General features: G+C 64.3%; 19 protein-coding genes and 1 tRNA gene. 16 read left to right on the top strand and 4 right to left on the bottom strand.

All coding sequences use genetic code 11. The features are described from left to right. Positions 1 to 28: 28 nt before the first annotated feature. The 7 genes from uxaC to LG299_RS10310 all read left to right on the top strand — a co-directional run bounded on the left by uxaC (position 29) and on the right by LG299_RS10310 (position 9,549). Positions 29 to 1,426: a glucuronate isomerase gene (uxaC, locus tag LG299_RS10340; protein ID WP_404429893.1), complete on the top strand. Its 1,398-nt coding sequence runs from the start codon at positions 29 to 31 to the stop codon at positions 1,424 to 1,426. Beyond that, positions 1,423 to 2,760, top strand: a complete 1,338-nt coding sequence (locus LG299_RS10335; protein WP_404429891.1) for a mannitol dehydrogenase family protein — start codon at positions 1,423 to 1,425, stop codon at positions 2,758 to 2,760. The genes uxaC and LG299_RS10335 overlap by 4 nt, the downstream gene beginning before the upstream one ends. Positions 2,761 to 2,903: 143 nt before the next feature. Further along, positions 2,904 to 4,463 carry an ABC transporter substrate-binding protein gene (locus tag LG299_RS10330; protein WP_404429889.1) on the top strand — a complete coding sequence of 520 codons (1,560 nt, stop codon included), beginning with the start codon at positions 2,904 to 2,906 and terminating at the stop codon, positions 4,461 to 4,463. A 53-nt stretch (positions 4,464 to 4,516) separates the two neighbouring features. After that, positions 4,517 to 5,458, top strand: coding sequence for an ABC transporter permease (locus tag LG299_RS10325; protein ID WP_404429887.1), 942 nt, complete (start codon positions 4,517 to 4,519; stop codon positions 5,456 to 5,458). 29 nt (positions 5,459 to 5,487) lie between these two features. Then, positions 5,488 to 7,272 carry an ATP-binding cassette domain-containing protein gene (locus LG299_RS10320; RefSeq protein ID WP_404429885.1) on the top strand — a complete coding sequence of 595 codons (1,785 nt, stop codon included), beginning with the start codon at positions 5,488 to 5,490 and terminating at the stop codon, positions 7,270 to 7,272. Beyond that, positions 7,269 to 8,090 carry an ATP-binding cassette domain-containing protein gene (locus LG299_RS10315; protein ID WP_404429883.1) on the top strand — a complete coding sequence of 274 codons (822 nt, stop codon included), beginning with the start codon at positions 7,269 to 7,271 and terminating at the stop codon, positions 8,088 to 8,090. Before LG299_RS10320 ends, LG299_RS10315 begins: the two co-directional genes overlap by 4 nt. Positions 8,091 to 8,097: 7 nt before the next feature. After that, the gene (locus tag LG299_RS10310; protein WP_404429881.1) at positions 8,098 to 9,549 is read left to right on the top strand and encodes a glycoside hydrolase family 43 protein; all 1,452 of its coding nucleotides are present in this window, start codon (positions 8,098 to 8,100) and stop codon (positions 9,547 to 9,549) included. Here the strand turns inward: LG299_RS10310 and LG299_RS10305 are convergent. Next, a complete protein-coding gene (locus LG299_RS10305) occupies positions 9,522 to 10,061 on the bottom strand; it encodes a TetR/AcrR family transcriptional regulator (protein ID WP_404429879.1) in 540 nt (179 codons plus the stop codon). The two genes, LG299_RS10310 and LG299_RS10305, sit on opposite strands and share 28 nt — an antisense overlap. 191 nt (positions 10,062 to 10,252) lie before the next feature. Between LG299_RS10305 and LG299_RS10300 the strand changes: the two genes are divergently transcribed. From LG299_RS10300 to LG299_RS10270, 7 genes are all read left to right on the top strand, one after another. Beyond that, entirely contained in the window at positions 10,253 to 11,485 is a 1,233-nt protein-coding gene (locus LG299_RS10300) for a glycoside hydrolase family 1 protein (RefSeq protein ID WP_404429877.1), read from the top strand. Between the two features lie 26 nt (positions 11,486 to 11,511). After that, the gene (locus LG299_RS10295) at positions 11,512 to 12,873 is read left to right on the top strand and encodes an MFS transporter (RefSeq protein ID WP_404429875.1); all 1,362 of its coding nucleotides are present in this window, start codon (positions 11,512 to 11,514) and stop codon (positions 12,871 to 12,873) included. Positions 12,874 to 12,896: 23 nt separating this feature from the next. After that, positions 12,897 to 13,715 (top strand): SDR family NAD(P)-dependent oxidoreductase, encoded by an 819-nt coding sequence (locus LG299_RS10290; RefSeq protein WP_404429873.1) that lies wholly within the window; start codon positions 12,897 to 12,899, stop codon positions 13,713 to 13,715. A 78-nt stretch (positions 13,716 to 13,793) separates the two neighbouring features. Then, on the top strand, positions 13,794 to 15,587 hold the full coding sequence (gene uidA / locus LG299_RS10285; RefSeq protein ID WP_404429871.1) for a beta-glucuronidase: 1,794 nt from the start codon (positions 13,794 to 13,796) through the stop codon (positions 15,585 to 15,587). An 18-nt stretch (positions 15,588 to 15,605) separates the two neighbouring features. Further along, positions 15,606 to 16,844, top strand: a complete 1,239-nt coding sequence (gene manD / locus LG299_RS10280) for a D-mannonate dehydratase ManD (RefSeq protein ID WP_404429869.1) — start codon at positions 15,606 to 15,608, stop codon at positions 16,842 to 16,844. A 7-nt stretch (positions 16,845 to 16,851) separates the two neighbouring features. Beyond that, complete coding sequence (locus tag LG299_RS10275; RefSeq protein WP_404429867.1) at positions 16,852 to 17,364, top strand: gluconokinase; 513 nt, start codon at positions 16,852 to 16,854, stop codon at positions 17,362 to 17,364. Then, positions 17,354 to 18,421 carry a LacI family DNA-binding transcriptional regulator gene (locus tag LG299_RS10270; protein WP_404429865.1) on the top strand — a complete coding sequence of 356 codons (1,068 nt, stop codon included), beginning with the start codon at positions 17,354 to 17,356 and terminating at the stop codon, positions 18,419 to 18,421. The genes LG299_RS10275 and LG299_RS10270 overlap by 11 nt, the downstream gene beginning before the upstream one ends. A 67-nt stretch (positions 18,422 to 18,488) precedes the next feature. Here LG299_RS10270 and LG299_RS10265 read toward each other — a convergent pair whose 3' ends face one another. Then, on the bottom strand, positions 18,489 to 19,991 hold the full coding sequence (locus tag LG299_RS10265) for an MFS transporter (protein WP_404429863.1): 1,503 nt from the start codon (positions 19,989 to 19,991) through the stop codon (positions 18,489 to 18,491). A gap of 137 nt (positions 19,992 to 20,128) precedes the next feature. Between LG299_RS10265 and LG299_RS10260 the strand changes: the two genes are divergently transcribed. After that, entirely contained in the window at positions 20,129 to 21,121 is a 993-nt protein-coding gene (locus LG299_RS10260; protein ID WP_404429861.1) for a Gfo/Idh/MocA family protein, read from the top strand. Between the two features lie 11 nt (positions 21,122 to 21,132). Then, entirely contained in the window at positions 21,133 to 21,930 is a 798-nt protein-coding gene (locus tag LG299_RS10255; protein WP_404429859.1) for an SDR family NAD(P)-dependent oxidoreductase, read from the top strand. A 26-nt stretch (positions 21,931 to 21,956) separates the two neighbouring features. Here the strand turns inward: LG299_RS10255 and LG299_RS10250 are convergent. Further along, positions 21,957 to 22,030 (bottom strand) — tRNA-Gly (locus LG299_RS10250). Positions 22,031 to 22,081: 51 nt separating this feature from the next. Next, the gene (locus LG299_RS10245; RefSeq protein WP_404429857.1) at positions 22,082 to 23,311 is read right to left on the bottom strand and encodes a glycosyltransferase; all 1,230 of its coding nucleotides are present in this window, start codon (positions 23,309 to 23,311) and stop codon (positions 22,082 to 22,084) included. Positions 23,312 to 23,329: the final 18 nt, after the last annotated feature.

The raw sequence follows: 23,329 nt of genomic DNA, 5'->3' as shown, positions 1-23,329 counted from the left end.
TTCTTCCACCCCGTCCCGAATGGATGCCATGACCACGCCGCACCGGCGAGATCCCGATCGACTCCTTCCTGCTGACCCGCGAACGCGCGCGGTGGCGCGAGCACTCTACGAACGTGTAGCGGGCGCGCCCATCGTCTCGCCGCACGGCCATGTGCCGATCGAGTGGCTTGCCGAGGATCGGCCGTTCGCGGATGCCGCAGGCCTCCTCGTCTCGAACGATCACTACGTCACTCGGCTTCTTCACGCGTCCGGTGTCGACCTCGCCGACCTCGGCGTCGGCGGCGCGTCGGCTGACCCGCGCGAGGCTTGGCGCATCTTCGCGTCGAACTGGCACATCTTCGCGGGGACCGCCTCGGGATATTGGATCGAGGACGAACTCGCAGGCGTGCTGGGAGTGTCCGACCCGCCCTCTGCGGCACACGCCGACTCTCTCTTCGACCAGATCGGCGAGAAGCTCGCGACACCGGAGTTCCGTCCGCGCGCGCTCTTCGAGAGGTTCGGCATCGAGGTGCTCGCGACCACCGATGATCCACTCGAGGACCTGGCCAAGCATGACGTCGTCGCCGGCTCAGGCCTGCGGGGGCGCGTGCTGCCGACCTTCCGCCCCGACCGATACCTGGATCCGGCGGCGCCGATGTTCGCGTCTGATGTCCGACGCTTACTCGATCTAACGGGCGAGCCCGCGACGTTCTCGGGCTACCTGTCCGCGCTCGAGAGTCGTCGAGAGCACTTCATCCGGCACGGTGCAGTCTCGGCCGATCACGGCGTCGAAGACCCGGCGACCTTCGATATCGATGATGCGGAGGCGGAGTTGCTCTTCCAGGCAAGCTTGGCGGGGACAGCGGATGCTTCGCAGCAACGCGTCTTCCGTGGTCACATGCTCCTCCAGATGGCGAGGATGAGCGTCGAGGATGGCCTTGTCATGACGGTGCACGCGGGAGTCGTGCGCAATCACAGCTCGCACACGCATCGGCAGTTCGGTGCAGACACCGGCCACGACATTCCACGCCGAACAGATTTCGTCGGCGGTTTGCGTCCCCTCCTGGAGCGCTTCGGTTTGGAGAAGCAATTCCATCTGGTGCTTTTCGCCGTCGATGAGACGGTGTACTCCCGCGAGATCGCACCGCTCGCCGGCTTCTACCCGAGCGTCTTCATCGGCGCTCCGTGGTGGTTCCTCGATGCTCCGGATGCGATGGCGCGGTTCCGGTCGGCCGTGACCGAAACCGCGGGGTTCTCGCGCGGTTCGGGCTTCATCGACGACACACGCGCTTTCCTCTCCATCCCCGCGCGCCACGACACATCGCGTCGCGCGGATGCGTCGTTCCTCGCACGGTTGGTGGTGGAGGGCCGGTTGACCGAGAACGTCGCCGGCGCGATCATCGACGACATCGTGGGTCCGCAGCCGAAGCGGGTGTTCAAGCTGTGACCGAGTCCATTGGCGGACACCTTCGTCGCACAGAACTCGCGCCTCCGGTCCGAATCGTGCACCTCGGTCTCGGCGCCTTCAGCAGGTCCCACTCCGCGTGGTACACCGAGCATGCCTCTGACGCTCACGAGTGGGGGATCGCGGCTTACACCGGATCCAGCGTGGAACTCGCCCAGGCGCTCGAAGCGCAGGACGGCCTGTACACGCTCGTCACCCGCTCGGTGAGCGGCGACGAAGCAGAAGTGATCGGCAGCATCGTCCGCGCCGAACCCGGCGGCAATCTTCCGGCGCTGCTAACCGACCTCGCAGCTCCCGGGACGGCGATCGTCACGCTCACGATCACCGAGGCCGGCTACCGAGCGGATCGACACGGCGAGCTGGACCTGAGCGATCCACTTGTGGCTGCCGACAGAGAGACCCTGTCAGCGGTTTCCCTGAACTCCGCACTCGGCGCCACAACCATGCGAACGGCGCTCGGACGCCTGGTCCTCGGACTCGAAGCACGCCGCCGTGCCGGCGGTGGACCGATCGCGATCGTCTCATGCGACAACCTGCCCGACAACGGAGGGCTGCTCCGTGCATGCGTGCTCGGGTTTGCCGCAGCGAACTTCGAGACCCATGAGTGGTGCGAGGCAAACGTCTCGTTCGTGTCGAGTTCCGTCGACCGGATCACTCCAGCCATCAGTTCGGACGAACTCGCGGCATTCCGCGACCGATTCCACGACCGCGCTCCAGTGGTCACCGAGCCGTTCGCGGACTGGGTGCTCTCGGGTGCCTTCCCCGCAGGAAGGCCCCGGTGGGAGACTGCGGGTGCGCGGTTCACTGATGAGCTCGAACCGTGGGAGGCACGCAAGCTATGGATGCTGAACGGCGCCCACACGATTCTGGCGAGTCTTGGCCCGTTCTATGGACACGCCGACGTTGCGCAAGCGATCGCCGACCCGGTCTGCCGCGAGGCAGTCGAGGCGTTTTGGGATGAGGCTGGACGGCACCTGCCGGAAGACCTCGATCTCCCCCAGTACCGAACAAGCCTCTTGGAGAGATTCAGCAATCCGCGAATCGTCCACTTGCTTTCTCAGATCTCGCTCGACGCGACAACGAAGGTCAGATTGAGAATCGCGCCGGTCGCCACACTCGAACGATCCGCTTACAGATCAGCCGAAGCATCCGCATTGGCCATCGCCGCCTGGCTCGCCACCGAACCGCCCGAACAGGGCTCAGTTGCGCTACGGGATCGTGTGCACCGGGTGTCTGCCGCTCTGGCGTCTGACGACCCATTCCTCGAGCTCGTCGAGGGTGCGCTGAACGGACTGCTCGCCGTCGCCTCTGTGTAACATTCGCATCACTTTCTGGCAACCGGTTGTCAAATCAGAAGATTACTGATTTACTAAGCAATAGCCCGGCCAAACGCTTCTGTATCGACGCATCTGTCAAGCGGTTGCGGAACGCACGGTTTCATCCAAAGGAGTTTGAACACATGTCGTCTTCCCGTACCGGCCGCAAGGTGAGCAGACTGGCGCTTCCCGCGATGGCTCTCGCTGCAGTGCTGGCTCTCGCCGGCTGCTCGACCTCGTCGGAGCCCGCCACAACCGAATCCGCCGCTCCTGTTGAGGAGCGCGACCTCGCCGTTGCCGCCGTATCCGCACCCAACTCGCTCGACCCCGCCCAGCTCGTCGATGGCCAGCAGATGTTCGTCTGGTCGTCTATCCTCGACACTCTCCTGCGCAAGGACCCCCAGACCGGCGAGGTTCTTCCCGGTGCCGCCGAGGCGTGGGAGTACAACGAGGACGGCACCGAACTCACGCTGACGCTTCGTGAAGGAATGACGTTCTCAACGGGCGATCCCGTCAACGCCGAAGCAGTCGCTGCGACATTGCTGCGTTCGAAGGAGACCCCGGGCAACGTCCAAAGCCGTCTTGCATCTGTCGAGGACGTCGTTGCGACGGACGACCTCACTGTCACCGTCACGTTCACGTCGTTCGACCCCCAGTTCGTCGACAACCTCTCGGCCGGACCCGGAGCCATCGGCGACCCGGCAACGATCGGCGAAGCGCGCACCACCACCGATCCTGTCGGATCAGGTCCGTTCACACTTGACGTTGCGAAGACAGTCCCCGGCAGCAGCTACGTGCTCGTCAAGCGCGACGATTACTGGGACGCCGAGAACGTTCCCTTTAAGACGCTCACCGTGAAGGTCATCCAGGACCCCACCGCGAGCTTCAACGCGCTGCAGTCCGGCGAGCTCAACGCCGCCACCGTCCAGACCCAGATGGCAGGTCAGCTAAATACCGACGACTGGAACCTCACTGTCAACGAGGCCACCGCTGTCGCGTACCTCAACATCCTCGACCGCGGTGGGGAGAAGTGGCCGGCGCTCGGCGACAAGCGTGTGCGCCAGGCGCTCAACATGGCCATCGACCGCGAGGGCATCCTCAAGGGTCTGTTCTCCGGTGTGGGAAGCGTGACCGAGCAGATCGTCAGCCCCTTCGGCGCGATCTTCGATGAGTCGCTCAACGGCACCTACGAGTATGACCCCGAGGCGGCGAAGGAGCTTATCGAAGAAGCCGGCTACGCAGGCGAGACCTTCCAGATCCCGAGCACCTTCCTCACGACGACGATCGAGCCGATTCTGACTCAGTCGTTCGCCGACATCGGGCTGACCCTGGAGTGGGTCACGGTTCCGCCGCAGCAGGCACAGGGCGCGGCGCGGTCGGGTGACTTCGGTCTCTACTACCAGATCGTCGGCTTCAACTCGGACACGGCCGACCTGGCAACGGTGTTCGCAGCGGAGGGCACGGCGAACCCGCGCGGATTCACTGACCCGACGCTCGACAAGCTCTTCGAGGAGGTCAACACGACCGTCAACTTCGACGAGGCGCTGCCCGCCTATCAGGAGCTGAACGAGTACGTCGTCGACGAAGCCTTCATTGTGCCCGTGATCTACGTGGGCTCGACCTGGGCGACCGGCGACGGAATCACCTACGTGGGCAAGGCGAACACCCTTTCCACGGTCCGTCTGTTCACCGTCACTGAGTAATCGATGCGGGGGTGCGCCCATCGGGCGCACCCCCGCAGTCTCCGGAGCCGCTCATGATCGCATACATCGCGCGTCGCTTGGCCGCAGGCATCGTCCTCGCGCTGCTTGTGACCTTCATCACCTTCCTGCTGCTGAGCACGTCGTTCGAGGACGTCGCTCTCACGATTCTCGGACCCGCTGCAACGCCGGAAGTGACCGCGGACCTCATCGCCGAACGCGGGTGGGACCGTCCGGTGATCGTTCAGTACTTCGACTGGCTCTTCAACGCTTTACAGGGTGACTTCGGCGTCTCGGTCTACACCTCACTGCCTGTCGCCCCCACTGTGCTCCAGCGGCTTGTCGTGACGCTCTCGATCATCATCCCCGCCCTCATCCTGACCGTGATCATCTCCACGGTTCTGGGTGTCTGGTCAGCCTCACGCGGTGGAGTCGTCGACCGAATCTCACAGGGGATCTCGCTGATCGGCTACATCGTTCCCGGACTGCTGCTGGCGATCGGTCTTGTCGTGATCTTCGCCGTGCAACTCAAGTGGCTGCCGGCAACCGGCTTCACTCCGTTCACGGAGGACCCCGCCGCCTGGGCGAGGAGCATCACCATCCCTGTCATCGTGTTGACGATCGGCGGCGTCGCGAACATGACAGCGCAGGTTCGCGGCCGCATGATCGACGAACTCCGTCAGGACTACGTTCGTACGCTGCGCACGCGTGGCATTTCGAGCAACGCGATCGTGACCCGGCACGCGCTGCGTAACGCTGCTAGCCCGGCATTGACCGTGATGTCGCTCGAGTTCATCCAGATGTTCGGTGGAGCGCTCATCATCGAGAACGTCTTCGCGCTCCCCGGATATGGAAGCTTCGCGTTCAACGCTTCACTGCAGGGCGACATCCCCGTCATTCTCGGCATCGCGGCTTTCGGCGTCATTCTCGTCACTGTCGTGAACCTCCTCACCGACCTGGCCAACGGTTGGCTGAACCCGAAAGCGAGAGTCCATTGAGCGACGAACGAGGACCCATCATGGAGGCGATGACGACTCCGAGCACCGAGCTCATCGTCGCCCTTGAAGAAACCGCAGCCGCGTCCCGCATCCCCACCTGGAAGCGACTCCTCCGCGACCCACAGTTCGTCGTGACGGCGGGCTTGCTCGCCCTGATCTTCACTCTCGGCATCCTCACCCCACTCCTCACCCAGCACGGGCCGAACGAGGCCGACCTTGCGATGATCAACGCGCCCGTGGGTACCCCTGGGTACCCGTTGGGTGGCGATGAAACCGGTCGTGACATCTGGACGCGCTTGCTCCACTCCATCAACACGGCAGCCATCTCCGCCATCATCGGCGCGGGTGTCGCGCTGGTGGTCGGTGTCACCGCGGGCCTGATCGGCGGGTACTTCGGCACTGTGACGCGGGCCAGCACAGAGTGGCTGTTCAACCTGATCATGACGTTCCCCGGCATCCTGCTGCTGATCATCCTGATGCCCGTCACCGGCGGTGACTATCGAGCAACAATGCTCATCTTCGGTGTGCTGCTCTCGCCGGGCATCTACCGCATCGTTCGCAACCTTGTCGTAGCTGTGAAGAACGAGCTGTACGTGGATGCTGCGCGCGTCGCCGGTCTCGGAAACCTCCGCATCCTCAGCCGGCACGTACTCTTCGTCGTTCGCGGACCCATCATCATCGCTGCGGCGTTCATGGCAGGCTCTGCCATCGCGGTGCAGTCAGGCCTTGCCTTCCTCGGTGTCGGTTCGATCCAGATCCCGAGCTTCGGCGCAATGATCGCATCGGGCTTCCGCAACCTCTACATCGCCCCCGCCCAGTTCCTGTGGCCGAGCCTCATGCTCGGAGTGATCACGGCGTCGCTCGTTCTCATGGGGAACGCGCTGCGCGACACGCTGGAAGGATCCAAGCCCAAGCCGATGAAGATCGGAGCGGGCCAGCGGGTCGGTGCCGACGTCGACCGCAGTGGGCGTGCCGAGGGCGGAATTCTCGACATCGTGGACCTGGGCATCGCGTACCGGGGGCCGAGCGGAAACGCCCGCGAAGTCGTCAAGGGCGTTTCCTTCTCGATTGCTCGCGGACAGGTCGTGGGTCTCGTGGGGGAGTCGGGTTCCGGTAAGACTCAGACGGCGTTCGCTACGCTCGGCGTGCTCCCGGCCGAGGCGCTCATCACGCGCGGATCGATCCTCTTCGACGGCGAAGAACTCGTCGGTCGCACGGACGCGCAGATGCGACCCCTCCGCGGCAAAGCGATCGCCTACATCCCGCAGGAGCCGATGTCGAACCTCGACCCCTCCTACCGGGTCGGCGCTCAGCTCGTCGAAGGAGTCCGTTCCGCGCTTCGCATCTCGAAGAAGGAAGCCACGCAGCGCGTGCTGGCGCTGTTGGAGCGGTGCGGCATCGTTGATCCGCAGCGAACCTTCGACTCCTACCCGCACCAGATCTCGGGCGGAATGGCGCAACGTGTTCTGATCGCCGGAGCGGTGGCCAGTCGACCGCGTCTTCTTATCGCCGACGAGCCCACGACCGCGCTCGACGTCACCGTCCAGGCCGAGATCCTCGATCTGCTCCGCGATCTGCAGTCAGAACTCGATATGGCCATCCTCCTGGTCACGCACAACTTCGGGGTCGTCGCTGACATCTGCGACAGCATTGTCGTCATGGAACACGGCACGGTTGTGGAGTCAGGCAGAACCGCTGACGTCTTCCGGAACCCGCAGAACGACTACACGAAGAAGCTCCTCGCCGCGATTCTCGACGAGTCGGTGGTTCGCGACGATCCTCCCGTCGTGAAGAAGGAAGGAAAGACGCTGTGACCCTGCTCGAGATATCCGACCTGCGCGTGAGCTTTCCCGGACGTGGATGGCGCGCAAAGCCCACCGAAGTCCTGCACGGAGTCTCGCTCGATGTGGGGGAGGGCGAAACGCTCGGCCTCGTCGGCGAGTCCGGATCGGGTAAAACTACGATCGGGCGTGCGGTACTCGGCCTCGTGAAGCCATCAGGCGGCGACATCCTGTTTCAGGGCGAGAACATCACGCACGTCGGCGTACGCGAGCGTCGACGACTGTCAAAAGACATCCAGGTGGTATTCCAGGACCCGTACACGTCGCTGAACCCGTCTCTCACGATCGGTGACATCCTGGCGGAACCGCTCGTCGTGCAAGGCGCCACTTCCCGAGACGCCCGCGCACGCGTCCAGACGCTGCTTGACCAAGTCGGTCTCCCGTCCGACGCTGCCGAGCGCCTTCCGCGGGAGTTCTCGGGCGGCCAGCGACAACGCGTCGCCATCGCTCGAGCACTTGCACCGGGACCGAAGCTGATCGTCTGCGATGAGCCCGTCAGCGCACTCGATCTCTCCACCCAGGAGCGCGTCTTGAAACTGTTCGTCGAGATTCAACGAGCGACCGGTGTCGCCTACCTCTTCATCTCACACGATCTGTCGGTTGTGCGGCACATCAGCCATCGCGTCGCCGTGCTCTATCGGGGCGATCTCGTAGAGACCGGGTCGGCAGCGAAGGTCACCGCAGATCCTGATCACGCGTACACAAAGCGACTCCTTCTCGCGGCACCGGTGGCAGATCCGGCGCGTCAACTCGAGCGCCGGGAAGCACGAAAGAATCTGAAAGTCGCGTGACGTCCGTATGAGCGCCATCATTCCCGGGTTTCATCCCGATCCATCCATCTGCAGGGTGGGCGATCAGTTCTACCTCGCAAACTCGAGCTTCGAGTACTTTCCCGGTGTTCCGATCTATACCTCCAACGACCTCACGACATGGGAACAGGTGGGCAATGCGCTCGATCGGCCGGCGCAACTTCACGTCCGCCCCGGCATCGAGGGAGCAAGTGGGGGAATTTACGCTCCGACGTTGCGACATCACGACGGTCGATTCTGGCTGACCACGACCAATATCCACGATGTGGGTCGGGGCCATCTGATCGTGCATGCCGACGATCCCGCTGGGCCCTGGAGCGACCCCGTCTATACGGCCGGGCTGATCGGAATCGACCCGGACATCGCCTGGGACGCCGACGGTACGTGCCTTCTGACGTGGAGCGACGTCGTCCGCGGAGGGATATCCCAAGCGACAATCGACCCGCTCACCGGTGACGTGCTCAGCGAGCCACGGTCACTCTGGCACGGAACCGGCGGGGCACACGCCGAGGGGCCCCATCTCATCCGCCGGAACGACTGGTGGTACCTGCTGGTGGCCGAAGGAGGTACGGGACCTGGCCACATGGTGACCGTAGCTCGATCGCCTCACCCGTCCGGTCCCTTCGAGTCGAACCCGGCCAATCCGATCCTGACCCACCGCAGTACCTCCGCAGTCGTGCAGAGCACCGGTCATTCAGACCTTGTCGAACTTCAGGACGGATCGTGGGCACTCGTCTTTCTAGGCACGCGTCCACGCGGGTCCTTCCCCCGGTGGCACACGAACGGCCGCGAGACGTTCCTCGCCGGGGTGCAGTGGGTGGATGACTGGCCTGTCATCGACGAAACCACCTTTACCCACGATGCCCTCCTCGTTCCGTTCGTCGACGATTTCCGCGCCGAGCGGCTCGACGCTCGGTGGATCTCCCCGGGAATCGAACCGAGCACGTTCGCGGCATCCGGAGCAGACGGCTTGCACCTGACCGCGCCAGGCGGGTCCGAAGGCGCGGGACTCCTCGCCGTTCGGGCCGATGCGAACACCTGGAGCGCACGCGCCGAAGGACACGGGGACTTCGCGCTCGAAGTGCGGATGGATGCCAGACACCGCGGTGTGCTCGAAAGGCGCGGAGATGAGGTTGCGGCTCGTGTCGTGATCGGCCCCGTTGATCAGATCGTGGCGACCCGCCGCGCTACGACCGCGACGTCGCTGGAGATACGCGCCGTCGAGCCCGACGTTCCCCGCGGAGCGGCCAAAGGTCCCGACGTTATCGTGCTCGGCATCCTCGATGAGGACAGGTTCGTCGAGATCGCACGTTTCGACGGCCGGTACCTTTCAACCGAAGTCGCCGGAGGCTTCACTGGACGTGTCATCGGGGTGTCCGCGCTCAAGGGACAGGCAGTGATCTCTGCCTTCTCCTACACGCCAACAGCCGCGGCTGACTGACCTGAGCCCGGAAGTTCTGGGACGAGAGTGGCGAGAAACTGCTGCACCATCACGTCGACATCGACGGCTTCGCGCTCGAAGAGCCACTGAGTGTGCAGGCCGTCCATCGTTGCGATGACGAGCGATGCCAGGGTTTCGGCGGGAAGGTCAGACGATAGTCGCCCCTCCTCGCCGAGCCGCGAGAAGATTCTCGTCAAGAAGCGACGGATGTTGCGATATCGCTCCGCGAAGTACGCGTGTGCAGGATGCCCCGCCGCAGTAGCTTCACCAGACAGCACCGCACTGAGCTCGACCAACCCTGGCTGTCGGTCACGGTCGATTAGCGTCGCCGCCATCCCCCGCAGCATGTCGAGCGGATCCGCATCGGCGGCGAGTGCGGAGTGCGTTGCGAGGTACTGCGCGCTGTGCTGGTCCTGCAGATCGAGCACCGCAGTGAGCAGTGACTCCTTGCGGGGGAAGTGATGCAAGAGGCCGGTGTGGCTGATGCCGGCCCGGCGCGCGATCTCCGCCATCGATGCGCCGTGAAAGCCGGATTCACCGAACGCGGACAGGCATGCTTCGACGATTCCCCGCCGAACCTCCGCTGACTTCGCATATTGCGCCATGCATCCTCAAATCAAATTAGTGAGCTCTTGCTAATTCTATGCTAGCCTTTTGGCAATCGGTTGCTGCGATCGCAACTCGTAAAGCAAAAGGATGTGCAATGACGAACTTTCCTGATGGCTTCCTCTGGGGCGCGGCTACCGCAGGACACCAGATCGAAGGCAACAACGTCAACAGCGATTGGTGGGCCCGTGAGCAGCAGATGCCGGGCATGGAACCCTCGGGCGATGCGTGCGATAGCTACCACCGCTACCGCGAAGACATCGACCTGCTCGCCGACGCTGGCCTCACGTCCTACCGCTTCAGCCTCGAGTGGTCGCGCATCGAGCCGCTCCCGGGTCGCTTCTCGCGGGCGGAGCTTGCGCACTACCGTCGCGTCATCGAGTACTGCTTCGCCAAGAACGTGACTCCCGTCGTCACGCTGCAGCACTTCACGACTCCGCAATGGTTCGCAAGTGCCGGTGGCTGGACGGCGCCCGACGCTCTGGAGCGCTTCGTCCGCTTCGCGGAGGAGGCCACCACGATTCTGGATGGCGTCGAGTGGGTCGTCACCATGAACGAACCCAACATGCAGGCGGCGATCATGACGGCCATGAAGCGCATGGCGCAGTCCAGCGACGGACAGTGGCAGAGCCCGACCATCGAACCCACCGACGGCGAAGAGACAGGTGAGAAGAAGAACACGCACAGCGACTTCCTCACCTACGCCGATCCCGAGATCGGGCGACGGTTCGTCGAGATTCACCACGCCGCCCGCGAAGTCCTCCGGGCGCGCACCACAGCCAAGGTCGGCTGGACGATCGCCGCGGGCGCGCTGACAGCGGCGCCGGGCGGCGAGGAGAAACTCAAAGAGATCCGCTACGGCAAAGAAGACATCTATTGGGAGGGCTCGCGAGGCGACGACTTCGTCGGCGTGCAGGCATACTCCAGCCAGCAGGTCGATGCCAACGGACTCGTGCCGCATCCGGCGAGCCCCGACAACACCCTGGTTGGCACGGCCTATCGGCCCGACTCTCTCGCCACGGCTGTCCGCCACGCATGGGAGGTCTCGGAGGGAACGACCATTGTCGTCACCGAGAACGGCATCGCCACCGCCGACGACACACAGCGCATCCGGTACACCGATGAAGCGCTGCAGGGCCTCCTCGGCACCATCGCGGACGGTATCGACGTTCGCGGCTACCTTCATTGGAGCCTGCTCGACAACTACGAGTGGGGCCATTGGGGGCCGACTTTCGGCCTCATCGCCGTCGACCGTGAGACCTTCATTCGCACCCCGAAGCCGAGCCTGGGTTGGCTGGGCGGGGTCGCGCAGCGCAACGGGCTGTCCTGACAGTTCAGGGCGACGAGAACAAGCGGATGCTCAAGGACCCGGAGGACCGTCATGAGTCGGCGTTTGAACTAGCCGAAGAGAGGGTGCCGACCGGCAATGTCGCCCTCCCTCAGTCGCCGGTCGGACCGCCCGTCCCTTCCTATGTCGACGCGGATGACTTCCCCGTCGTCCCGCGTTGGCAGGTCGTCCTCCTTGTCGCTGCGACGTTCGGTGGCGGCATGGCGATGATCGTCCCAATGGCCTACTCGCTGGCCGTGCGGCTCGATCAACTCGCTCCCGGGCGAACCGACGTGCTCGGCTACATACTCGGCATCGGCTCCGCAGCGACGCTCATTGTTGCGCCGCTCACCGGAATTTTGAGCGATCGCACACGTACGAGATGGGGTCGCCGTCGCCCCTTCACGGTGCTGGGCATGGCGATCGGAGTCGCCTCCGTGCCGGTCATGGCGCTATCCCCGAATCTGATCTGGCTCGGAGTCGGCTGGGTGCTCTGCACGGTCGGCTGGGGAACGGCAGCCGGATCGGTGGGCAACTGGCAGGCCGACCGCCTTCCCGCGAGCCAGCGGGGGAGCGTTTCGGGCATCACCGGACTCACGATGCAGATCGCCCCCGTCATCGGCATCATCGCGGTAGGACCTCTGCGTGACAGCATCCTCCTCGTCTTCGCCCTGCCTGCCGTCGTTGCCGTGGTGCTCATCGGCCTGTTTGTCGCCTTCGCCCCCGAACCCGACACGCGAGGCTTCGTCGCGACGACCAAGCTCACGGTGACCGGGCTCCTGAGGAGCTACCTCTTCCGGCCCCGCGATGTTCCCGACTTCGCGTGGAACTGGCTAGGACGGTTCGTCTTCTTCCTCGGGCTCACGCTGACCACGAGCTTCACCGTCTTCTTCATCGCTCAGCGACTGGAGATGCCCGTCGCAGATGTCGCCGGCGTGCAGGCGCTGACGTCGGCCCTCAGCATCGGCACTGCGATGCTCGGCGCGATCGGCGGCGGGTGGCTGAGCGACCGGCTGGGGCGTCGAAAGCCGCTCATCCTTGCTGGGTCAATTCTGTTTGCCGCCGGCGGTGCGGTCTCGGCATTCGCCTACGACCTCGTGGCCATCGTGATCGGCGTGCTGATCTCCTCGCTCGGCATTGCCCTCTTCTCGGCCGTGGCGCAAGCGCTGGTGTTGGACGTCCTCCCCGAGCGCGAAACGCAGGCCGGCCGCTACATGGCCATCACGATGTTCGCTCAGAAGATCCCCGGTGTCCTCGCGCCGATCGCGGCACCCCTGCTGCTCATGATCGGCGACGGCGACCAGAACTTCACTGTGCTCTACCTTGCGTCCGCAGTTCTCGCGGTTGCGGGCGGATCCATCATCGCCGCCAAAGTACGCGGTATCCGTTGACACCCCACCGATTGGACCACGCAATGCCTTTTCCCTTCGCCGACGTTTCGTCGAGCTCGCTTCCTGACCTCCTCTCACTTCGCGGTCGCCGTGCCGTTGTTACCGGGGCCGCCCAGGGACTGGGCAGAGCCATCGCCGTCCGCCTTGCGGAGGCCGGCGCGTCCGTCGCCATCGCCGACCTCGACGAATCTCGCGCTGCCGCCGTCGCCCGCGAACTCACTGAGCGGTTCGGTGTGCCTGCCGTCGGTGTGGGCATGGATGTCACGGACGCAGCATCCATCACCGCGGCCACCGATATCGCGGTGAGTGCTCTCGGCGGCGTCGACGTCTGGGTCAACAACGCAGGGATCTTCCCGAGCGCGCCGCTCCTTGACATGAGTGACGACGCGTGGGACCAGGTCTTCGCCGTCAACACCGGTGGCGTGCGCAATGGTGCGCGCGAGGCCGTGGGACGGATGCTGGACGGCGGAGTGATCATCAACATCGCTTCCACCGCAGGATTCCGGGGCACTGCCCCGGGGCTGTCTGCCTATGTCTCGTCCAAGCATGCGGTCCGCGGACTCACCAAGCAGTTGGCGCTCGAGCTTGCTCCACGCGGAATTCGGGTGCTCGGCGTTGCCCCCAGTTATGTGCCGACCGAGGGCAACATGGCGATGGCCGCGGCGGCCATGGAGGCCGCTGGCCTGGATCCCTCGAACATGCCCTCGGCAATGACGCAGTCGCTGATCGGGCGAACCGGTGTGCCCGATGACATCGCGCGGGTCGTGCTCTTCTGCGCGAGCGACCTCGCGATCATCATGACCGGCAGCACTCTTCTCGCTGACGCCGGTGAAACCATCTAGTGGCAATCGGTTGCCAAATCTGTCTACATCTGGTTCACTGGAACCTGAACATCGCAGCGACGCGCAGGAAGGCCATCGATGCTGAAGCCCACACCCACCCCCACCCGTGAACTGGTCAACCTTGACGGCGTCTGGCGATTCGGCATCGACGCGCGCCTCGGTGATCAGCCGTGGACGACTCGACTCGACTCGCCCCTGGAAGCAGCGGTGCCGGCAAGCTACAACGACCTGTTCACCGACCCCGAGATTCGCGACCACGTGGGCTGGGTGTACTACCAGCGTGAGGTTCGGGTGCCGCGCGGGTGGGGTGGAGAGCGCATCTACCTGCGCTTCGACGCTGCCACGCATGCCGCACGCGTGTACCTCGACGACGTCTTCGTCGGCGAGCACATCGGGGGTTACACGCCTTTCGACGTCGATATCACCGAGCAGGTCGAGGCCGGTGGCGCGTTCCGTCTCACCGTCGCTGTCAGCGGAGACCTCACCAACGAGACGATCCCTCCCGGAAAGATCGAAGTGGGGATGACGGGCAAGAAGACGCAGACCTACTTCCACGACTTCTACAACTACGCAGGTCTCGCTCGGTCGGTCTGGTTGTACTCCGTGCCTGCCACCCGCATCGACGACGTGACGGTCGTGACGGGCTTCGAAGGTTCCACCGGCTCCGTCGACTACCGTGTCGAGCTCGTCGGTGATGCCACTGTGCGCGTGCGTCTGACGGATGCTTCTGGCGCAGTCGTCGCCGAAGGTACCGGCGCCGCAGGCGTACTCGACATCGCCGACGTGGTGCTGTGGAAGCCCGGAGCGGCCTACCTCTACGACCTCACGATCGAGGCGCTACAGGGTGGAGACGTCATCGATTCGTACTCGCTCCCGGTGGGTGTGCGCACGGTAGAGGTGCGGGGGCACGATTTCCTCATCAACGGAGAGCCCTTCTACTTCACCGGATTCGGCAAGCACGAAGACACGGCGGTGCGCGGCAAGGGCCACGACAACGCGTACATGGTCCACGACTTCCAGCTCATGGAGTGGACGGGCGCGAACTCTTTCCGCACCTCGCACTATCCGTACGCGGAGGACGTGCTCGACTTCGCCGACCGTCACGGAATCGTCGTGATCGACGAGACCGCTGCCGTCGGTCTCAACCTCGGCGTCACGGGTGGACTCAGCGGAAAGCCGCCGTTCCCCACCTTCTCCGAGGAGTACGCGGGTGCGGCGACGCACGCGGCGCACGCGCAACATCTGCGGGAGCTGATCGGTCGCGACAAGAATCACCCGTCCGTGGTCATGTGGTGCATCGCGAATGAGCCGGCATCAAATGAGGACGGCGCGCGTGAATACTTCGAGCCGCTGGTGAAGCTGGCGCGTGAGCTCGACCCGACCCGCCCCCTCACCTACGCCCTCGTGATGTTCGCGACCTTCCAGAACGACCAGATCATCGACCTGTTCGACGTCGTCAGCATGAACCGCTATTACGGCTGGTACATCAACGCCGGCGACCTCGCCACGGCCGAGCTCTACCTCCAGGGCGATATCGCGGGGTGGGTCGAACGCACGGGTAAGCCGATCATGATGACCGAGTACGGGGCCGACACCATGCCCGGGCTGCACTCTGTGTGGGATCAGGTGTGGACCGAGGAGTACCAGACCGACTTCCTCGCGATGTACCACCGCGTCTTCGACCGGTTCCCCAGCTTTGTCGGGGAGCAGATCTGGAACTTCTCCGACTTCGCCACCACCAACGGACTGCACCGCGTCGGCGGAAACAAGAAGGGCATCTTCACCCGCGATCGCAAGCCGAAGTCCGCGGCATTCTCGCTCCGCAATCGCTGGCGCGGCCTCGACGGCCGCAAGCCCGGCACCGACGCCTGAGCACCGAGGAGATCACACATGATCATCGACAAAGCGGAAGTCATCGTCACCAGCCCTGACCGTAACTTCGTCACGCTCAAGATCACGACCGCCGACGGGCTCACAGGCCTGGGTGATGCGACATTGAACGGACGCGAACTCGCGGTGGTGGCCTACCTGCAAGAGCACGTCGTCCCGCTGCTCATCGGAGCAGACGCGTCGAAGATCGAAGACACCTGGCAGTTCCTCTACCGCTCCGCCTACTGGCGTCGCGGTCCGGTCACCATGGCGGCAATCGCATCGGTCGACATGGCGCTGTGGGACATCAAGGGCAAAGCGGCAGGAATGCCGGTCTATCAGCTCCTCGGTGGCGCCAGCCGCAACGGTCTGATGGCCTACGGCCACGCCTCGGGTAAAGAGCTGCCAGAGCTGTTCGACTCGGTCCGTGCACACCAGGAGCAGGGATACAAGGCGATTCGCATCCAGACGGGCGTGCCCACACTGAAGGCGATCTACGGCATTGCGGCGCAGGGAGCCGATGTCGGCGACGCCACCGTCAGGTACGACCACGAACCCGCACGCCGTGGCGCCAAGCCTGTTGAGGAGGACTGGGACACCCGCGCGTACCTCACCCACCTTCCCGGGGTGTTCGAGGCCGTGCGCAACGAGTTCGGCCCCGACATCCCGCTGTTGCATGACGGGCATCACCGAATGACCCCGATCCAGGCTGCGCGGCTCGGAAAAGACCTCGAGCCATACGACCTGTTCTGGCTCGAGGACTGCACGCCGGCTGAGAATCAAGAGGCGCTGCGGCTCGTCCGCCAGCACACGACGACGCCGCTGGCGATCGGGGAGATCTTCAATACGATCTGGGACTTCAAAGACATCATCCGCGACCAGCTCATCGACTACGTGCGCGGCGCCGTCACCCATATGGGGGGCATCACCGCGCTCAAGAAGACCCTCGACTATGCGGCGATGTACCAGATCAAGTCGGGGATGCACGGGCCGACAGACATCTCGCCCGTCGGGATGGCGGCTGCGATGCATCTGGGGCTGGCGATTCACAACTTCGGCATCCAGGAGTACATGCGTCACGGCGCGAAGACCGATCAGGTGTTCGAGCAGTCGTTCACCTGGACAGACGGCTACCTGCATCCCGGAGACAAGCCCGGACTCGGGGTCGAGCTGAATGTCGACGAAGCGGGAAAGTATCCGTACGAGCAGGCCTATCTGCCCTATAACCGCCTGCTCGACGGGACGGTCCACGACTGGTGATCACGTGATGACGGATGCCGCGCCCCGGCCCCTCATCGTCGTGATGGGTGTGTCGGCAGCGGGAAAATCGTCCATCGGGCATGAGATGGCGAGGGCGTTGGAGGTCTCCTTCGTCGACGCCGATGACCTGCATCCGCCGGAGAACGTGGCCAAGATGGCGGCCGGTGTCGCGTTGGACGACCACGACCGAGGGCCGTGGCTCGACGCCGTAGGACGGCAACTGGCGCAATCGACGGGCGTGGTCATCGCCTGCTCGGCGCTCAAGCGCGCCTATCGCGATCGGCTGCGCCTGAGCGCCCCATCCGTCATCTTCGTTCACCTCCACGGCACGCACGACGTCTTGGCAACCCGAGCAGCGAAGCGAAAAGACCACTTCATGCCCCCGACCCTCCTGCTCTCGCAGCTCGATACTCTCGAACGCCTCGGCACTGACGAGGCAGGGATCGAGATCGATGTCGACGCGCCAGTCGACGAGATCACCGGAACTGCACTTGAATGGGTGGACGCGCATGCGCGCTGAGGATTGGACGACGGGAGAGCCGGTGGCGACGGAGGACGTGCCTGCCGAGCTAGCAGCGCGAATCAAGCGCCGCGGCGGCGCAGCGACGATCTACGACATCGCCGAACTCGCGGGCGTCAACCCCTCGACCGTCTCGCGCGCACTGAGCGTGCCAGGACGCGTCAGCCAGAAGACCGAGGCGAAAATTCGCGCCGCCGCGGATCGCTTGGACTTCCAGTTCAATCCGATGGCACGCGCGCTGCCCACCGGCCGTAGCCATACCCTCGGCCTGCTTGTCGCTGACATCACCAACCCGGTCATCTTCGGTATTGTGCGCGGTGCGGAACACGCTGCTGCGGCCGCGGGTTACACCCTCGTCATTGCGGAGTCGCAGGAGTCCGGCGAAGCGGAGGCTCAGGCGATCGCGAGACTTCTGCCCAGCGTGGACGGCCTCATTCTGGCCACCACGCGTCTCGCCGACGACAGGATCTCAGCGCTCGCCGAGCGCAAGCCGATGGTGCTCATCAACCGCCAGATCGAAGACATTTCGAGCGTCCTTCCCGATGTTGATTCTGGTGTGCGCGCTCTGATGGAGCACCTCGCCGAATTGGGGCATCGCTCCATCGTCTATCTCGCCGGGCCCGAGACGTCCTGGATCAGTCGGCGTCGTTGGGAAGCCATGCTCGACGCGTCGGAGCGTCTTGACATCGGTCTTGTCGAAATCGGTCCCAATAGCCCGACTATCGAGGGCGGGCGCGATGCCCTACGAAGGGTGATGGCGGCGCGTGCATCGGCGGTCATCGCCTTCAACGACCTCATGGCGATCGGCCTGATGCAGGCCGCCGCCGCCGCCGGCATCGATGTTCCCCGCAGTCTCAGCGTCGCCGGTTTCGATGACATCTTCGGAAGCGAGTTGATCGTGCCACCGCTCACGACGGTCCAGGCTCAACTCCAGGTCGCCGGCGAACGTGCCGTAGCGAAGGTCCTTGCGCAGTTGGATGGAGATCGAGATGCGGTCGACGACGGCCTGCTCGCCACCACCCTGCTCGTGCGGGGGAGCACCGGCCCCGCCGCGTAACGAGGGGCTTCGGACTCGCAGGTGATGGCGACGACTGAGAAGTCGTCGCCATCACTGCTTCCCTCGCTTATCGCTTGGGTGTCTCGTCGTCGAGTCGCTCGGCTTCGAGCAGCTCGAGTGCGGGGTGAGGGTCGATGCCGGTCGGGCCGCCCACGATCACAGGGGGCACGGGGACGAGGTCGACGTGCGTGTGATTCTCTGACGCGGTTTCGTCGCGAGCTTCGAGTTCGGCCTGAGCCTGCGGCAAGATGAAGCGGTCGAAACGCCCGTAGACCAACATCGTGACGAAAACGCCGACGAACAGGGTGAGAGGGAACCACGAGTAGAGCGCGACGATCGTTGCGTTCGCGGCGGGGGCCTGCGTCTCCACGGTTCCGTCATAGCCCGAGAGCGTCAGGACGAGCCCGACGAATGCGCCAGCGAGACCAGCGCCGATCTTGGTGAAGATGCCCACGATCGCCCCGATGGTGCTTTCCAGGCGGCGGTTGCCCTTCCACTCGTTGTAGGAGCAGAGGTCGAGGATGAGGACGGCAGCGAGGTAGCTGACGGGAAGCAGCGCGAGCCCGGTGAAGAGGCTGCCGACAATCAGGATCGGGATGCTGGCTCCGGCGAATGCGTTGATGACGCATCCGATCATTCCGGAAACGGCTCCGATCATGATGATCTGCGAGATGGCCACGCGCTTCATGAGTACCGGAAGGAAAATGATGCTGGGGAGGATCATGATTCCTGCGCCGAGCACGATGGATTGCATTCCGAGGTCGCCGACGATGTAGCGGAAGTAGTAGGCGCCTGCGCCGGCGCCATTGATGGCGGAGGCGAAAAGCTGGAGGGCAGCGATTGCGAAGATCCATCTATTGCCCTTGAGCGCCTGCAGGATGTCGCGAATCTTGACCGGGGGAGCGCCCGCGTCGGCGGTGAGGTGTGTCTCTTTCACGAACATGAACCGTGACATGCCGATGATCGCGAGCGGAACGGCGAACCATGCGATCGCGGTCGACCATCCTTCAGGGGACTTTCCGGCGGCGTTCAACACCATGGGCAATGTCACAGTGACGGCGATCGCTCCGATCGACGTGACAATGCCGGAGCGAGTGGTGACCTTGGCGTAAACGCGACGGCCGTAGAAGGCGCGCGCGAGATACAGGTTGTCGTTGGCGTCCAGAAGCGTGCGGAAGACGGCTTGAATCGTGATGAAGGTGACGAATACCCAGATGATTCGCCCGGTCTCACCGAGCGATGAAGGTGTCGAGAACAGCATCCAGGTCATTAGCCAGATACCGAGAATGGCGAACTCGTACGGTCGTGCCTTGCCCCAACGGGTCTCGGGGCTCCGGTCGACGATGTAGGCGGCGACGAGGGCGAGCGCAGCGTTGCAGAGATTGCTGACGAGCAAGAGAACACCGACCACGGCAGCCTGGAGCCCGAGGGTGTCAGTGCAGTAGATGGCGACGTAGCCCAGGATGATGAAGTTCGCCGCCGCCGAGAGGCCGGCCCCGGCCCAGGCGACGAGTTTGCCGAACGGCAACCGCGCGGTGGCCACGGTTGCGGTACTCGTTGGCGCGGTCATGGGCAGAACTCCTTTGTCATTGCATGCGACTTCGTTTGTCGCACATCAATTACAGCACGTATGATCAAGAATGACAACCGGTTGCCAATCAATCCTTCGGGCACCAGTGAAGCGCACCATCACCAAAGGGAGCAATGATGCACAGGTGGGGAATCATCGGGACCGGCGACATTTCAGCAAGGCTTGTCCCTGACCTCGAGCACGTCGCTCCCGGTGCTGTGACGGGAGTGTGGGGCCGGTCTCCTGAGCGCGTTCGCGAGTTCGCTGACTCCTTTCGCATCCCATTCGCCACCGACTCGCGGGAAGAGCTTCTTGCGAGGGACGACATCGACATCGTCTACATCGCAACGCCCGCTGTCACTCACGCAGAGATCGCGCTCGAAGCGCTCGCCGCCGGAAAGCACGTGCTGGTCGAGAAGCCGATGGCGACGAGTGCTGCCGACGTGGCTCGCATCTTCGACGCGGCGAAGGCGGCGCAACGGTTTGCGATGGAGGCGATGTGGATGAGGTTCAATCCCCTCCACGTCGAGATTATCGACCGTATCGCCGACGGCCTTCTCGGTGAGGTCAACAGTGTGCGCGCAAGTTTCGGAACGCCGTTTCAGGCGCGCGGTCGGATCCTCGCGCCGGCGCAAGGTGGCAGCTTCCTGCTGGATCGCGGAATCTATCCGGTGACCCTTGCGCAGTGGTTCCTCGGTTCTCCCGATCGGGTTGACGCGGCAGGAACGCTCGTCGATGGGGTCGACATTCGCGGCCACGCCACCCTGGAATCTGCGGATGCGCGGTTTGCCCAGATCGCGTGGTCGGGCGTCGAATTTCTTGACCTGTCCGCGACGGTGAGCGGGGATCGAGGCTGGGTGACCCTCGACCCCATGTTCTGGGCAGGCACCCGCGCGCGCGTCCACGCCGGCTCAGCCGAGCGGATCTTCATCGCGCCGGAGTCCGTCGAGCACCCGAGGTCAGGGAACGGTTACCAGGCGATGCTCACCGCCGTGGAGTCCGCACTCCGTGACGGACTTCTCGAGCACCCCTGGCACGGGCGCGAAGCAACGATCCGCGTCGCGCAGACCATGGACGACGTGCTTACGCGGATCACCGATCGCGCCGCCACGACCGTACCCACCACGTAAGGAACACACCTATGGATATCTCTGGAAACGTCCTCGTCATCACAGGGGCAGGCAACGGCATCGGTCGCCAAGTCACGCTCCAGCTCCTCGCGCAGGGTGCGTCCGTCGCCGGCGTCGACCTCAATGAGGCCGGACTGACCGAGACCGCACGGCTCGCGAATGTCGGCAACCGCTTCTCGGCTCACGTCGTCAACATCACCGATCGGGATGCCGTCGAGGCGCTGCCGTCGACCATAGCGTCGGCCTTCGGGCGCATCGACGCACTGGTCAACATCGCGGGTGTGATTCAGAAGTTCGTGAAGGTCAACGACCTCCCGTTCTCTGAGATCGAGAAGGTCATGAACGTGAACTTCTGGGGCACGATGAACATGGTCAAGGCGTTCCTCCCCGCACTCCTGGCTCGTCCCGCGGCCGCCCTCGTGAACGTGTCGAGCATGGGCGCCTACGCCCCGGTCCCCGGGCAGGCGGTGTACGGCGCATCGAAAGCCGCGGTGAAGATCCTCACGGAGGCTCTCTACGCCGAACTGCTCGACACCAACGTCGCGGTGACCGTCGTCTTCCCTGGCGCCATCGGCACCGACATCGCCACGAATTCCGGCGTCTCGCTCGGAGACGCCTCTGCGGATGCCCCGGCGTACAAGACAACGCTTCCCGAGGAAGCCGCACGCGTGATCGTCGAAGCGATCAAGAAGGGCAAGTTCCGCGCAACGATCGGGCGTGACGCGGCCGCCATGGACCGACTTGCACGACTGAGCCCGAAAACCGCGACCACCGTGATCGCCAAGCAGATGGGTGCGCTTCTTTCCTGACGTCAGGGATTGCGAATCGGTTTTGGTGGAGGGACTGACGGGAATCGAACCCGCGCTATCTGCTTGGGAAGCAGAAGTTCTGCCATTGAACTACAGTCCCGGACCGCCTTTCGGCGTCCAGCAAGCATAACAAGCGGCATCCGACCTTGCGTTACAGGCGGGAGTGAATGATGCGCGCGGAGGCGGCTGCGCCATCCGCATCGGCATAGGCGTGCTGCACCTCGGACGCCGCCGCACGAATGCCGGGGTCGCTGAGCACGCGCGTCACCGCGGCGACGAACTCGGGTGACCCCGCGCGCTTCGGCGCGACCGCGATTGCGTGACCTCGGCGTTCGGCCATGCGCACGTTCCACTTCTGTTCAGGCTGAAGGCCCATTCCGACGAAGGGGATGCCGGTGGCACTCGCGGTTTGCACGGTCCCTTGCCCGCCGTGGATCACGGCCGCATCCACGAGGCCGCCGAGCCGATGAGCGGGAAGTAGGTCGGTGACGTGGATGTTCGGCGGAAGATCATCGTCGCTCCTCAGATAGTGCCGGATGGGCGCGATCACGTTGACGGGCAAGGTGCCGAGCGCGCGGGCCGCGGCGAGAGCCAGCGCGCGGTTCGCCGACGACCCGAGACCGAGATAGATGAGCGGTTCGGGTGCCGCTGCGAGCTCGGTGACGATCTCGGGCAGCTCCACATCAAGGTTCGCGAAGATCGGCCCGACCTGCGTGAAGTCTGACGGCAGGTCGAACCCCTCGAGATCCCAGAGCATGTCGGTCACGAGATTCACGTCGGCAGTGATGAGCGAGACGACCGTGCGCAGCGGGTTCACGCCGTTGGCGCGAGCGACCTTCCCGATCGCGCGAGGGGCGAGAGGAGCGCGGGTGTAGATCCATCGAAAGGCCGAGGTCGCGACCCGATCAGCGGCCCGCGCAACACGACCGCTCCCGCCAACCAGATATAGGTGCCGCGCCTGCGTGACCTGTGGCCGAGACAACGCGAACGGCACTGGGTAGAACAGCGGCACACCTTCGGCGCGAGCTGAGACGTAGGACGTCAGATTCGAACCAGTCACCACTGCGACTGCACTGTGCTCGTGGATGAGCTTTCGCTCGACCTCGACGCGGGCACCGACGAGCTCGACGGTCAAGGGACTGCGAAACGACTTGCCCTGGTCGAACGCGATGAGCTGGGCTCGGTCGCGCTCGCTGAACACGGGTGCACACGACACGTAGTCGAATCCGGCGTCGCGGATCAGTCCGACATAGTCATCCTCGTACCCCATGAACGGCAGAGTGAGACTGGGGTCGAGCTCCCGCAACGCTCGCGCCACCTGGATCATCCGAGTGGTCTCGGCGAGGTTGAAAGTGACCGGACAGAACAGCACCGTAACCATTGAGCCTCCAACCGCCTG

The organism is Microbacterium lacus (genome assembly GCF_044794305.1).
In the GTDB taxonomy this organism is placed as follows: Bacteria; Actinomycetota; Actinomycetes; order Actinomycetales; family Microbacteriaceae; genus Microbacterium; species Microbacterium lacus_B.
Note: the sequence above shows the minus strand (reverse complement) of the source record. Positions and strands in the feature narration are given on the sequence as shown.

What these genes read in the sequence shown, in the direction of transcription:
- uxaC (WP_404429893.1), top strand. Translation starts at nt 29, where the DNA reads ATGACCACGCCGCACCGGCGAGATCCCGATCGACTCCTTCCTGCTGAC.
- LG299_RS10330 (WP_404429889.1), top strand. Translation starts at nt 2,904, where the DNA reads ATGTCGTCTTCCCGTACCGGCCGCAAGGTGAGCAGACTGGCGCTTCCC.
- LG299_RS10325 (WP_404429887.1), top strand. Translation starts at nt 4,517, where the DNA reads ATGATCGCATACATCGCGCGTCGCTTGGCCGCAGGCATCGTCCTCGCG.
- LG299_RS10320 (WP_404429885.1), top strand. Translation starts at nt 5,488, where the DNA reads ATGACGACTCCGAGCACCGAGCTCATCGTCGCCCTTGAAGAAACCGCA.
- LG299_RS10310 (WP_404429881.1), top strand. Translation starts at nt 8,098, where the DNA reads ATGAGCGCCATCATTCCCGGGTTTCATCCCGATCCATCCATCTGCAGG.
- LG299_RS10305 (WP_404429879.1), bottom strand. Translation starts at nt 10,061, where the DNA reads ATGGCGGAGATCGCGCGCCGGGCCGGCATCAGCCACACCGGCCTCTTG.
- LG299_RS10300 (WP_404429877.1), top strand. Translation starts at nt 10,253, where the DNA reads ATGACGAACTTTCCTGATGGCTTCCTCTGGGGCGCGGCTACCGCAGGA.
- LG299_RS10295 (WP_404429875.1), top strand. Translation starts at nt 11,512, where the DNA reads ATGCTCAAGGACCCGGAGGACCGTCATGAGTCGGCGTTTGAACTAGCC.
- LG299_RS10290 (WP_404429873.1), top strand. Translation starts at nt 12,897, where the DNA reads ATGCCTTTTCCCTTCGCCGACGTTTCGTCGAGCTCGCTTCCTGACCTC.
- uidA (WP_404429871.1), top strand. Translation starts at nt 13,794, where the DNA reads ATGCTGAAGCCCACACCCACCCCCACCCGTGAACTGGTCAACCTTGAC.
- manD (WP_404429869.1), top strand. Translation starts at nt 15,606, where the DNA reads ATGATCATCGACAAAGCGGAAGTCATCGTCACCAGCCCTGACCGTAAC.
- LG299_RS10275 (WP_404429867.1), top strand. Translation starts at nt 16,852, where the DNA reads ATGACGGATGCCGCGCCCCGGCCCCTCATCGTCGTGATGGGTGTGTCG.
- LG299_RS10270 (WP_404429865.1), top strand. Translation starts at nt 17,354, where the DNA reads ATGCGCGCTGAGGATTGGACGACGGGAGAGCCGGTGGCGACGGAGGAC.
- LG299_RS10265 (WP_404429863.1), bottom strand. Translation starts at nt 19,991, where the DNA reads ATGACCGCGCCAACGAGTACCGCAACCGTGGCCACCGCGCGGTTGCCG.
- LG299_RS10260 (WP_404429861.1), top strand. Translation starts at nt 20,129, where the DNA reads ATGCACAGGTGGGGAATCATCGGGACCGGCGACATTTCAGCAAGGCTT.
- LG299_RS10255 (WP_404429859.1), top strand. Translation starts at nt 21,133, where the DNA reads ATGGATATCTCTGGAAACGTCCTCGTCATCACAGGGGCAGGCAACGGC.
- LG299_RS10245 (WP_404429857.1), bottom strand. Translation starts at nt 23,311, where the DNA reads ATGGTTACGGTGCTGTTCTGTCCGGTCACTTTCAACCTCGCCGAGACC.